Source organism: Patiriisocius marinistellae (assembly GCF_009014635.1).
Lineage (GTDB): Bacteria > Bacteroidota > Bacteroidia > Flavobacteriales > Flavobacteriaceae > Patiriisocius > Patiriisocius marinistellae.
The window spans coordinates 1,403,996-1,417,264 of sequence record NZ_BKCF01000001.1; the positions used below are offsets into that span (position 1 = coordinate 1,403,996).

The 13,269-nt window shown below is 34.4% G+C and carries 10 protein-coding genes; 8 read left to right on the forward strand and 2 right to left on the reverse strand.

Annotated features, from left to right (window positions below; all coding sequences use genetic code 11):
- Positions 1-44 precede the first annotated feature (44 nt).
- Positions 45-434 (forward strand): pyrophosphohydrolase domain-containing protein, encoded by a 390-nt coding sequence (locus GB234_RS06325; protein WP_151893659.1) that lies wholly within the window; start codon positions 45-47, stop codon positions 432-434.
- A gap of 58 nt (positions 435-492) precedes the next feature.
- Here the strand turns inward: GB234_RS06325 and GB234_RS06330 are convergent, their stop codons facing one another.
- Positions 493-1,563 carry a branched-chain amino acid aminotransferase gene (locus tag GB234_RS06330; RefSeq protein WP_151893764.1) on the reverse strand — a complete coding sequence of 357 codons (1,071 nt, stop codon included), beginning with the start codon at positions 1,561-1,563 and terminating at the stop codon, positions 493-495.
- A 119-nt stretch (positions 1,564-1,682) separates the two neighbouring features.
- Here GB234_RS06330 and GB234_RS06335 point away from each other — a divergent pair, with 119 nt between their 5' ends.
- From GB234_RS06335 to GB234_RS06345, 3 genes are all read left to right on the forward strand, one after another.
- Positions 1,683-2,195 (forward strand): DUF4920 domain-containing protein, encoded by a 513-nt coding sequence (locus tag GB234_RS06335; RefSeq protein ID WP_151893660.1) that lies wholly within the window; start codon positions 1,683-1,685, stop codon positions 2,193-2,195.
- Between the two features lies 1 nt (position 2,196).
- Positions 2,197-2,865, forward strand: coding sequence for a tRNA (5-methylaminomethyl-2-thiouridine)(34)-methyltransferase MnmC2 (mnmC2, locus tag GB234_RS06340; RefSeq protein WP_151893661.1), 669 nt, complete (start codon positions 2,197-2,199; stop codon positions 2,863-2,865).
- Between the two features lie 185 nt (positions 2,866-3,050).
- The gene (locus GB234_RS06345) at positions 3,051-3,962 is read left to right on the forward strand and encodes a TIGR01777 family oxidoreductase (protein WP_151893662.1); all 912 of its coding nucleotides are present in this window, start codon (positions 3,051-3,053) and stop codon (positions 3,960-3,962) included.
- A 42-nt stretch (positions 3,963-4,004) separates the two neighbouring features.
- Here the strand turns inward: GB234_RS06345 and GB234_RS06350 are convergent, their stop codons facing one another.
- Positions 4,005-10,334 carry a T9SS type A sorting domain-containing protein gene (locus GB234_RS06350; RefSeq protein ID WP_151893663.1) on the reverse strand — a complete coding sequence of 2,110 codons (6,330 nt, stop codon included), beginning with the start codon at positions 10,332-10,334 and terminating at the stop codon, positions 4,005-4,007.
- Positions 10,335-10,630: 296 nt separating this feature from the next.
- On the opposite strand from GB234_RS06350, the gene GB234_RS06355 reads away from it, so the two are divergent.
- From GB234_RS06355 to GB234_RS06370, 4 genes are read left to right on the forward strand one after another with little or no spacing between them, the layout of a single operon-like run.
- Positions 10,631-11,083, forward strand: a complete 453-nt coding sequence (locus GB234_RS06355) for a hypothetical protein (RefSeq protein WP_151893664.1) — start codon at positions 10,631-10,633, stop codon at positions 11,081-11,083.
- A gap of 3 nt (positions 11,084-11,086) precedes the next feature.
- Positions 11,087-11,752 carry a hypothetical protein gene (locus GB234_RS06360; RefSeq protein WP_151893665.1) on the forward strand — a complete coding sequence of 222 codons (666 nt, stop codon included), beginning with the start codon at positions 11,087-11,089 and terminating at the stop codon, positions 11,750-11,752.
- Positions 11,731-12,534 carry a sensor histidine kinase gene (locus GB234_RS06365; protein WP_151893666.1) on the forward strand — a complete coding sequence of 268 codons (804 nt, stop codon included), beginning with the start codon at positions 11,731-11,733 and terminating at the stop codon, positions 12,532-12,534. Before GB234_RS06360 ends, GB234_RS06365 begins: the two co-directional genes overlap by 22 nt.
- A 44-nt stretch (positions 12,535-12,578) precedes the next feature.
- Positions 12,579-13,253, forward strand: coding sequence for a response regulator transcription factor (locus GB234_RS06370; RefSeq protein ID WP_151893667.1), 675 nt, complete (start codon positions 12,579-12,581; stop codon positions 13,251-13,253).
- Positions 13,254-13,269 lie beyond the last annotated feature (16 nt).

Genomic DNA, 13,269 nt, shown 5'->3' on the forward strand with positions numbered 1-13,269 from the left:
TACAGTAATTACAAATTTTAAATAGTCGCTTTTGCGTTCAAAATATGAAAGATAAGATAGCAGCAGTTCATAAATTTCATTCTGCATTTGGTTTAGGAATTAAAAATACACCAACCGCAGATTTAGGTGAAAAGAAAAATGCATTAAGATTTGAGTTAATGCGTGAAGAGAATGAAGAATACATGGAAGCTGCAACTAATAACGATTTGGTTGAAGTAGCAGATGCATTAGGAGATATGCTCTATATTTTATGTGGAACAATAATAGAACATGGAATGCAAGAAAAAATTGTTGAAGTTTTCAATGAGATACAGCGAAGTAATATGAGTAAGTTAGGGGCAGATGGTAACCCTATATACAGAGAGGATGGTAAAGTGCTCAAAGGCCCTAATTATTTTAAACCAAACATAGCAGAAATTCTCAACAAAAAATAATAAATAAAAAAGCGCATTTGAAATTAATCAAATGCGCTTTTTTATTTAAAATTCTTAATTAGAATAATTCAACTTTTTTTCTCCATCCAAAAGGATCTTCAGATATATTATATTGAATGTCATTTAATTGTTTTTTAAACATAACAGCAAAGCTATCACTTTGTTCTTTCAACTCATATATTTTATCCTTAAAACCAAAGTGGCTAATAAAACTAACTACAGCCGCAGTCCCAGCTCCAAAAATCTCTTTTAACGAACCGTCTTCTGCCGCAGCAATTAATTCGCTAACGGTTAATTTCCTTACATCGACATTTACTCCATTGTGTTTGGCTAAATCAAGAATACTTTTTCGAGTAATACCATCTAAAATTCTATCACTTGTAGGTGCAGTAATTAATGTATCATTAATTCTAAAAAACACATTCATAGTCCCTGCCTCTTCAAGATATTTATGTTCATTAGAGTCTGTCCATATAATTTGTTGAAAGCCTTTTTCTTGTGCTAAGCTTGTAGGGTAAAATTGAGCACCATAATTACCAGCAGCTTTTGCAGCACCCACGCCACCATCAGCAGAACGACTATATTTTTCAGCAATTAAAACCTTTACAAAGCCTTTGTAATAGGCCTGTACTGGTGATAATAAAATCATAAATTTATATTCTTTTGATGGAGAAGCAGAAACACCCACCTCAGTTGCAATTGCAAAAGGACGAATGTAAAGAGAATTACCATCTCCTTTTTGAATCCAATCCTTGTCTAAGCGAACTAATTCGTTTAAAGCTTCAAGGAAAATTTCTTTTGGAAATTCAGGGATAGCCATTCTTTTTGAAGATTTGTTAATTCGCTCAAGGTTTTGTTCTGGGCGAAATAAAAACACATCATCATTTTCATCTTTATACGCTTTCATTCCTTCAAAAACTGCTTGCCCATAATGAAAAACTTTCATTCCTGGATAAACTAGCATTGGACCATAAGGCTTAATAGTAGGACGTTGCCAAGCACCATTTTTATATTCACATTCAAACATGTGGTCTGTAAAAGTTTTGCCAAATACAAGATTGTCAAAATCCACTTCACCTACCCTTGTTGATGTAACTTTTTCAATATGTAACGTACTATCTGTGTTTATCATTAGTTAATTGTTGTTTGTGCGGTAAAAATAACGAATTTTTAGGCCAAAATTTTCCTAAAAAATCCTTAAAATTGCAGTATATTATTAGCTTTAAATAATTCTGAAATTCTACAACTATGAAAAATATAGCACTATTACTACTTTGTTTAGGCATGATTGCTTGCAAGACAACAACTGAAGATAAAAAACAAGACAACATAGCTGTAGAAACTCAATATATCTCAATTGGTGATAGCGTAAAAGAAGAAAATATACTTTCTAAAAATGAAATGATTGACACTTACAAAAAACTTAAACCTGGAGATACTATTGATTTAAAATTTAAAACTAAAGTGAATGAGGTTTGCCAAGCGAAGGGATGTTGGATGCGTATGGATTTAGGCGAAGAGGAAGTAATGGTGAAATTTAAAGATTATGCATTTTTTATGCCATTAGACCTAGCCGGTAAAGAAGTTATTGTCGATGGTAAAGCATTTGTTGCAGAGGTTAGTGTAGAAGAGCAACGTCATTACGCAGAAGATGGTGGAAGTACACCAGAAGAGATTGCTTTAATTACAGAGCCTAAAAGAACATTGTCTTTTATGTCTTCAGGAGTTTTAATACCTGCAGAATCTTCTATAGAAGAATAGTTTGAAACGCGAAATTATAACAACAGGAGATGGTTCTGTGTCTATCTATATTCCAGAGTTAGACGAACAGTATCATTCAAAGCACGGTGCTATTAATGAAGCAATACACGTTTTTATTAAAATGGGCTTGCATCATTATGCCGAAATTTCTGGCGATACTAATATTGCAATTTTAGAAATTGGCTTTGGTACTGGATTAAATGCTTTTTTAACCCAAATTGAAAGTGAAAATTTAAAAACTCAAATTCAATATACTGGAGTGGAAGCTTACCCAGTTACTGTTTCTGAAACATCTCAACTAAACTATCCAAATGAGTTGAACGCATCTCAAGAAAACTTTAATAAAATGCACGAAATCCCTTGGGAAACAATGGGACTAATTACACCTCATTTCGGCTTAAAAAAAGAGCAAAAAAAGTTTTCTGAAATTATTGATAAAGAACAATTTAATATTATTTATTTTGATGCTTTTGGTTCTAGGGTGCATCCAGAAATGTGGGTCGAAAGTACTTTTTCTACAATGTATAATGCACTAAAGCAAAATGGTGTTCTTGTTACTTATGCTGCAAAAGGAAGTGCTCGTAGAGCGATGGAAACGGTAGGTTTTAAAGTTGAGCGCCTTCCGGGACCTCCAGGGAAAAGAGAAATGTTGCGTGCTACCAAAAAATAATTAATTTTATTAAAAAGTGATTTATCTCTAATCAAAGTATAGAATATCAATTGAATTATAATAGGGGTAATACTAATCTTTTGAAAATTCAAAATTCCTTCACAATCTTTAGTTAATCATTGTTAATCATATTTCAAATTTATAAAATCGTAGCTATCTTTAATATAAGCTATAATGAATAGAATATGAAGGTATTAATTACAGGGGCCACAGGACTCATTGGCTCAAAAATTACAGAGTTGTGTCACGATAAAGGGATTGCTGTACATTATTTAACTACGAGTAAAGAAAAAATAAAAAATACAAAAAATTATCAAGGCTTTTATTGGAATCCAGCAGAGGGTTTAATTGATGCAAAAGCATTTAATGGAGTTACGACAATTATAAACCTTGTAGGAGCTACTATTGCTAAAAGATGGACTAAAAGTTACAAGAAAATAATTTTAGATAGCAGAACACAAACTGCAAACTTAATTTTCGAAACCTTGAAATCAATAGACCATAGTGTAGGACATTTTATTTCTGCAAGTGGTATCAGTATTTATCCTAATAGTGAAGTAGAGCTCTATACAGAGGAATACGTAGGTGTTGAAGATAGTTTTTTAGGTGAAGTAGTTGTTGCTTGGGAGGCTGTAGCAAATCAATTTAAGTCATTAGGTATTGATGTTGCTAAAGTAAGAACTGGTGTTGTATTTGATAAAAACGATGGTGCCTTTTCTAAATTAGTCGAACCGGTTAAAATGGGTGCTCCTGCAGCAATAGGAAATGGAAATCAATGGTTATCATGGATACATATAGATGATATAGCAGGGATTTACATGAAACTTTTAAAAGATAGAGACGAAGGGGTTTTTAATGCCGTAGCTCCCACGCCAGTTACTAATAAGCGAATTACCAAACTTCTTTCTAATAAATATAACGTTCCCATGTGGTTACCTAATATTCCTAGTTTTGTACTTAAATTAGCACTTGGTGAAATGGCAATTTTAGTAACAGAAGGGCAATTAGTAAGTAGTAAAAAAATTGAAGCTTTAGGATATAAGTTTATGTATTATAATATAGATAATGCACTCGACGATTTAGTTGAAAAGAAATAATATTAAATAAAGTGTTGATTGTTCATTTTTATTTGTTAGAATTTATTCTATTAATAGCTGTTTTGTGATTTGACCCTGTTCACTTTCAATTATAACAAGATAGTTTGCACTCTGCAATAAGGAAACATCTATTTTTTTATTAACTCCCATCATTATTAAATCTTCGTTTTGTACTAGTTTACCGTTGAGGTTATAGATTGAAAGAGATGTCAATGCAGCATTTTGTGGATTACTTAGTATTATATAATTTGTTGCTGGATTAGGATAGAGTGTAATTGTTGCTAATGAGATTTGAGAGGTGTTATTACCTAAGGTATCATCTACAGTTAATACGAAAGTACATTCACCTTCAAAGCCATTATTGTCTTGAGCAGATAGCGTGATAATATGTGTGCCTTGTTCAAGTAATGTTCCAGGATTAGGATCTTGATCTGTTACTGTAACTGGATCTGTACAATTATCAATTGCCATAGCCTCTCCTGTAGCAAAGTAATCTGGTAGTACATACGGGCCTGTTGAGATAACTGTTTGGTCTGCTGGGCATAAAACTTCTGGAGCTAATCCATCAATTACGTTAACAAAAGCTACACAGCTATCAGTGTCTCCATTACCATTTGTAATTGTTAAGGTTACCATAACGGGTGTTCCTATATCGCTACAATCAAAAGTGTTAATGTCTATACTTAATCCATTTGAACATCCAGCTCCACTAGAACCACCGTCTAGTGCTTGAGGTAATAAAGTAGCAGTACCGTTTTGCATTAGTGGGATGGTAACATTTTGACAAACTGCAATAGGAGTTGCGTTAAGTTCATTTACGGTTACAACAGCAGTACATGTTGCTTCATTACCATATAAATCAATAACGGTTAGTATTACATTATTAGCTCCTACATCGCTGCAGTCAAAAGATGTGATATCAATTGCTGTAAATTCTATTCCGCAGGCATCTGAGCTTCCTCCATCAACATCAGCAGCAGTAATAGTAGCTGTTCCATTAGCATCAAGCATCACCGTAATATCTTGGCAAACTGCTGTAGGTGCAGTCGTGTCTTCAATGGTTACCACAGCAGTACAAGAGCTCTCATTTCCGAAGGTATCAGTCACTGTCAATATTACATCATTTTCACCTATGTTAGTACAATCAAAAGTATCGTTATCTATCATTATTGTTGCAATGCTACAATTATCACTACTGCCAGCATCAACATCTGAAGGAATAATTGTTACAAAACCGCTAGCATCAAGTGAAACCGTGATGTTCTGGCAAAGTGCAATTGGGTTTTCGGTTTCTTCTACCGTAACGACAGCAATACATGATTGAGTATTTCCATTAATGTCTGTTACGGTGAGGGTAACATTATTAGCACCAATGTTTGAACAGTCAAAAGTATCAATATCAATACTCGTAGCACTTATGCCACAAGCATCTGAACTACCGCCATCAATAGCTGCGGGTGTTATTGAAATAGTTCCAGTAGCGTCTAGCTGTACAGTAATGTTTTGACAAAGAACCTGTGGTGCTATTGTGTCTTCTACTGTGACGGTAGCTGTACAACTATTTGTATTTCCTTGGTCATCTGTAACTGTTAAAATAACATCATTAGGTCCTATGTTTGAACAATCAAATGTGTCTATGTCAATTGATAAAGGGGTTGTAGCGATACATGTTAAAACACTACCACCATCAATATCTGATGGGATAATTGTCACCATTCCTGTAGTATCTAATTGTACGGTAATATTTTGGCAGATAGCTGTTGGAATGTTATTATTTTCAACAGTAACAATAGCTGTACATTGACTAGAATTTCCGAAGATATCTGTAACCGTTAACGTCACATTATTAGTGCCAATGTTTGAGCAATCAAAAGTATTAATATCGATTGAAATTGTGTCAACTCCACAATTATCTGTACTCCCGTTATTAACATCTGCAGCTACAATGTTTGCTATTCCCATGGTGTCAAGTTGTACAGTAATGTCTTGACAAATAGCAGTAGGGGGAAGGGTGTCTTCTACTGTGACAATGGAGACACAAGAACTATTGTTTCCATTATTATCTGAAACGAAAAGTGTAACATTATTAGTACCTATGTTTGAACAATCAAAAGTGGTAATATCAATAGCTAAGTTGTTTATTCCGCAGGCATCTGTACTTCCTCCATCAATTTCTGCTGGTGTAATAACAGCCATTCCTAAGGCGTCTAATTGTATTGTAATATTTTGACAAATGGCTTGTGGCGCAATTATATCTTCTACCGTTACCATGGCTGTACAAGAACTTGTATTTCCAGCATTATCTGTCACAGTTAACACAACAGGATTGATACCTATATTACTGCAATCAAAAGTGTCAATGTCCACTGTAAGCGAAACCGTACTACAACTATCACTGCTACCATCATCAATGTCACTAGGAGATAATGTAGCTGTGCCTAATGCATCAAGCAAGATGGTAAAATCTTGACAAATAGCAATTGGATTTGTATTGTCTTCAAGAATCACCTCAAAAGTACAACTTGTTGTATTCTGAGAATCTGAAGCCTCCATTGTTACAATTGTTGTTCCTACATTAACAATAGTTCCAGCTAGAGGGGTTTGTACAATGGTAGGTGTGCTACAAGCATCGTTTGCAGTGACTAATGAGGTATAATCTGGCAATATAAATTGACAATCTGAATTTACAGTTACAATTTGTGTTGGAGGACACATTATTGTTGGAGGTGTATTGTCTATTATTGTAACGGTAAAATCACAACTAGTTTCATTCAAGCCATCAAATGCGGTAAAAGTTACAATAAGATTTCCCGGAGTTACTATTGTGCCAACAGGTGGGTCTTGAGTAACAGAAACTATAGAACAATTATCACTAGCGGTAACTAGGCTTAAATAATCTGGGACAATAAAGTCACACGTGTTAGGATCTCCAAATGCAGTGATGTTATCTGGACAGGTTACAACAGGAGGTGTGTTATCTTTTACGTTTAAGTTAAAACTACAAGTATCTGTATTAGTTCCGTCAGATACAATTAACGTTATTGTTGTATCTCCTAACCCAACGAGTGTCCCGGGTAACGGATTTTGTTCTACGGAAATTACTGTGCAATTATCCATAGCTAATGCAAGGGAAGTGTAGTCTGGTACGGAAAACATGCAATCAACATCAACACTTTCAAACTGGTCAATTGGGCAACTAATTGTTGGCGGAATATTATCATTTACAATGACATCAAACATGCATTCTACAAAATCCTGTCCGTCATCTGCCGAAATTGTTATGGTATTTGCTCCAGTTGAAACAATTGTTCCAGCAACTGGATTTTGAGTGACTGTCACTGGGCCACAGTTTTCAATTGTCATAATAATACTTGTGTAATCTGGAATTATAAACTCACAATTAATGTCTGCAGAAACGGTTTCGTTCATTGGACATTCAATTACTAACGGAGTATCATCTATTACGTTTAGATTAAAGCTACAACTCTCGGTGTTTGTTCCATCTGAAACTGATATTTCTACAATTGTATTCCCGATATTTACGAGTGTTCCAGCGGTAGGTGTTTGTGTAACGGTTGTAATTCCGCAGTCATCAGAGAAAACTGCTAGTGCAGTGTAATCTGGTACTTCAAATTGGCAATCTGCATTTGCGCTTTCGGTTTGGTTGTCTGGGCACGTTATTTCTGGCGGTGTTCCGTCAATAACTGTAATGTTGAAGTTGCAATCTGTGGTATTTGTACCATCAAAAGTAGTTAATGTTATTTGTGTTACTCCTGCTATTACAGCTGTTCCCGGCACTGGACTTTGAGTTATTGAAACTATTGTACAGTTGTCTGTTGCTGTTGCTAATGTGGTGTAATCTTCGATTGTAAAAGTACAGGTGGCGTCAACATTTTCTGTGATATCTGCCGGGCATGAGATTTCTGGTGGCGTATTATCAATAACGGTAATATCAAACGTGCATGTGTTTGAGTTTGTGCCATCGTTTGCAAATAGTGTTATTGTTGTTGTTCCTGTCAATATTGTTGTTCCAGCAACGGGATTTTGTGTGATGGTTACGTTTCCGCAGTTATCGCTCGTTATTGCTAATGTTGTGTAATCTTCAAGTATAAATCCACAATTGATATCTGCCGAAACTGTCTGGTTTAATGGGCAGCCGATGATTGGCGGAGTATCATCTATTACGTTTAGATTAAAGCTACAACTCTCGGTGTTTGTTCCATCTGAAACTGATATTTCTACAATTGTATTCCCGATATTTACGAGTGTTCCAGCGGTAGGTGTTTGTGTAACGGTTGAAATTCCGCAGTCATCAGAGAAAACTGCTAGTGCAGTGTAATCTGGTACTTCAAATTGACAATCTGCATTTGCGCTTTCGGTTTGGTTGTCTGGGCACGTTATTTCTGGCGGTGTTCCGTCAATAACTGTAATGTTGAAGTTGCAATCTGTGGTATTTGTACCATCAAAAGCAGTTAATGTTATTTGTGTTACTCCTGCCATTACAGCTGTTCCCGGCACTGGACTTTGAGTTATTGAAACTATTGTACAGTTGTCTGTTGCTGTTGCTAATGTGGTGTAATTTCCGAGTGTAAAAGTACAGCTGGCGTCAACATTTTCTGTGATATCTGCCGGGCATGAGATTTCTGGTGGCGTATCATCAATAACAGTAATATCAAACGTGCATGTGTTTGAGTTTGTGCCATCGTTTGCAAATAGTGTTATTGTTGTTGTTCCTGTCAATATTGTTGTTCCAGCAACGGGATTTTGTGTGATGGTTACGTTTCCGCAGTTATCGCTCGTTGTTGCTAATGTTGTGTAATCTTCAAGTATAAATCCACAATTGATATCTGCCGAAACTGTCTGGTTTAATGGGCAGCCGATGATTGGCGGAGTGTTGTCTAATACCGTTAGTGTAAAATTACAAATACTACTATTGTTAGAAGTATCAGTTACTACTAAATCAATCAACGTATCTCCTATGCCAATAAATGTTCCAGCAGCTGGAGTTTGTACTATAGATGCTATACCACATCTATCTTCTATAGATGCAAGAAGACTGTAATCTGGCACTTCAAATTGGCAGTTGGTGTCTGCGTTTTCGGTTTGTGCTGAAGGGCAAATTAAAAGAGGATCCTCGTTATCAATTACTGTAAGATCAAACATACAGTTTTCGGTATTTGTTCCGTCAGTTGCTTCTAGGGTTATTTGTACTGTTCCGGGACCTACTATAGTGCCTATAGGAGGGGTTTGACTTATAATTATTGAATTACAATTGTCAGAAAATGTTGCTATAAAACGATAGTCTTGTATTACGTATTCGCAATTAATATTTACAATTCTGGTTTGGTCTGATGGGCAATTAATAACTGGAGGGGTATCGTCGACTATGGTTACATTAAATATACAATCTATAGCGTTTGTTCCATCTGTTGCTTCCAGTGTTATTTGTGTAACTCCTAATCCTATGGCTGTTCCAGGAGCTGGGTTTTGTGTGATTGAAATTGATGCTGCACAATTATCTGTCACAGTAGCAAGTGCTCTGTAATCATCAAGAGTGAACATACAATTAATATCTGCGCTTTCAGTGATGTCTTCAGGGCATGTTATTATTGGAGGCATAGTGTCTTCAATGGTAATAGTCGCATTACAAATGTCACTATTACCTGCTGCATCTGTAGCGGTTAATTGTACCATGTTTGCCCCTACATTATTACAGTCAAAGGTGTCATTGTCTAAAGTTAATGTAAAACTACCGCTGTCATCACTTGTTCCTCCGTCAATGCTTGATGGTAAAATTGTAACATTCCCTGTAGCATCTAATTGTACGGTTATATCTTGACAAATGGCAATAGGGTCTACTTCGTCAACAAAGCCAACGATAAAACGAAAATCAAAAGTAGGATCATGATAATTAGGGAATTCGCCTGGCTGTAATTCTAATATACTCCCATTAGGATAAGCGTTACCAAAGGATGCTTGCCAAGAAATAGGAAGAGTTTGCCCTGATATAATATAGGTGTAAACACCTCCATTTATCACTGCGGGATTAGAAGGGAACGGTATTAAAAATTCTGTGGTTCCGTTATTTATAGTAAAGGGTTGTGTTGCAAGTGGTGTAGTTGCATCTGTACCTTCAAAAATTGTCATTAATAATGTAGCGCTTGCTTGTCCATTTGTATAAACGGTTAATGACTCTATACTACCGTTACAAAATGTTGTAAAACTCTGCCCATATGCATCACCTGGTTGCGAGGGTAAACTAACTTGTTCAATATTTTGAGAAATATTTTGACCAGGTCCACATTGTGTAAACCCACTATAGCTAAAGAGAAAAAAGGCAATTGTAATAAATAGCAGGGTATTTTTTTTCATTATAAGTCGCAAGTATTATTTAAAGGGGCAATATACTAATTAACAAAAAATTAGCATCAAGTAAAATCACGTAGCTTAAATGTTTTCGATAAACGGCTTTAAAGATTTTTCTGGGATGCTTAATTTTTTTAAACTGTTGATCGTTTTACAAATTATTGATTTTAAATAGTTTGCTTTTTAAAGTATAAAAACCAAAACCACGTAAAAACACCCGTTTTGTGGTTAGCTATTTTTTATACGAGGTATTTTTAAGAACTTGTAAAAAACAAATGACCAAAATTTAAAATTTATATAAGATGAGTGAATCAAAAAATAATGCAGCATTACCAACAAATGGTGTGAAAATTGGTGATGCTGAAGCTTGGACTCAAGCGTGGCAAGAACACTGCAAAGATCAAGCAAAAGCATTTCTTATACCAATGGTAGATTTGTTAGAATTACTTACCGAGCTTAAAGTATTAAAACCAGATGGTAATGGAAATTTAATTACAGATGGAACTTCTTACCCAATTGATGGTATTCGTGCGTATAATGGTTTGATTATGGATTCATCAAACCCTAAAAGTGTAGCAAAAGCTGAAAAGAAAATAGTGTTAGTAGGTACAGTTGAGGTTAATGGTGAAGCACAAGATCAAGTTGAAAATAGCCTAGATAAACCACAAGTAAAATTAGCTGGAAGTGGTGCTTTTGATTTTGGGAAACCGTGTCCTGTATATTGTAATAAAAATAGTTCTTTGTATCATAGTTAATTTATGCAAGTACTATTACAGTTAATTGGTAAATTATGGTTTATTCTAATTGGTTTTAATTCAGTTCTATACCTGTATAGTGCTTTTAAAATTAAAAAAAATAGGTCGCTTAATTTATTAGCATTATACCTAGTCTTAATATTTTTAAATCAATTAGTTGCTGATTATGTGGCAGATTTGACTGGTAATAATTTATTTTTATTTCATGTCTATTTAATTATTCAATTTCTTTGTTTGTCATTTTTTTATAAATCGTTATTCAATAAAAAACAAAAAAAAGTTGTTAACCTTTTACTCGTTATTGTTTTAATAGCATTAATAGTTTATTATATAGTTTGGCCAGATGATTTTGTATATTTTAATTTACCAGAAATTTTGATAGCGACCATTCCAGTCTTGGGTTATATCATGGTCCATTTGTACAATTCATTAACAGAAAAGGGAGACTATTTATTGGTAAGTGGGGGGTTATTAGTATACTTATCTATTAGTTCATTAATCTTTTTATTATATGCTTTATTTACAAACAATATTGATAAAAATATTTTAAGTGATGAAACAGCATTTAATATTTCAGAAATAAATAGAATCTCATATTTATTGTTACATGTAGTAATATTTCTTGAATGGAAATTTAATATTTCAAAATGGAGACGCAAGACAGTTTAATAGCATTTCTCGTTTACGGTATAATTTTTACCGTGTTTCTAACAACAGGGTTAATGTTGTTCTTTTTCTATTCTCGTAAACGAATCGTTCAAAAAGAATTAGAAAAAATAGGATTACAAGTAAAATATAAAGACCAATTATTACAAACCACAATAGCAACACAGGAAGAGGAACGTCAACGTATTGCACAAGATTTACACGATGATATTAGTGCAAAATTGAATGTAGTGAGTTTGACTACCCACACCTTACTAGATAATCCAGAATTATCTAAAGAAGATAGAATGTCACTAGAACATGTACTTAATGTAGTCACAAACACATTAGAAAGTTCAAGACGGATTGCCCATGATTTACTGCCACCTGTACTGGATAAATTTGGTCTGCAAGTTGCACTAGAAGAACTTTTTGAGGATTTTAAAAGAACAAATGCACTGCAAATGTTGTATGAAATTAAAATCCAAGAACTGCAATTAAATTGTACCCAAGAACTTCATATTTTTAGAATAGTACAAGAGCTAATCAATAATGCCACACGCCACGGAAAAGCTACCCAAATCAAGTTTAAATTGCTACAAGCCTCTAATGGATTTTCTTTAACCTTTGAGGATAACGGTTCAGGTTTTTCAATAAAAGGTCTAGAAGAACGAACAGGTCTTGGGTTACAAAATATTAAAAGTAGAGCAGCAATACTTAACTGCCAGATACACATAAATAGTATTGTTGGAAAAGGGAGCACATTTATAATTACTTCTGAAATTCCCGAGACTCAAACAATCTAAAAACATAAAATTTCCAACTTCGGAAATTTTAAACAACCAAAACAATGAGTACAAAAATAACAATGGTCCTTGCCGATGATGAGCAGCTCTTTAGACAAGGAATGCGAGCTATACTAAATAGAGTTGAAGAATTTGAGATATTATTTGACGCAGCTGATGGCAAAGACTTAGTTGATCAACTTAGAGTAGCAGAAACACTACCCGATATCATAATAACCGATTTGAAAATGCCAGAACTTAATGGGGTAGAGGCAACAAAGCTAATCCAAAAAGAATTTCCAAATTGTAAAGTAATTGCTTTAACTAGTTACTTTAGTAAACCATTTGTGGTAAATATGATATCAATAGGTGCCGTAGCTTATTTAGCAAAAAATAGCTCACCCACACTTATGGTAAAAACCATAAAGGAGGTAGCAGAAAAAGGATTTTTTTATGATGAAAAAGTACTTCAGTTTATCAAAGATGGTTTGTTTAATAAAGGGAAAGCAACAAAATCTAGATTTGATAAAAACCATTTGTCAACAAGAGAAAGTGAAGTTCTACAACTTATCTGTCAACAATTAACCACAAACGAAATAGCAGAAAAACTATTTATAAGCCCACGCACCGTAGAAGGACACCGTAACAATCTACTCCTAAAAACCGAAGCAAAAAACAGTGCAGGTCTTGTAGTTTATGCAATTGAAAACGGTATCGTAAACTTAGATCCAAAATATTAAATCTAATTAGTAGGTT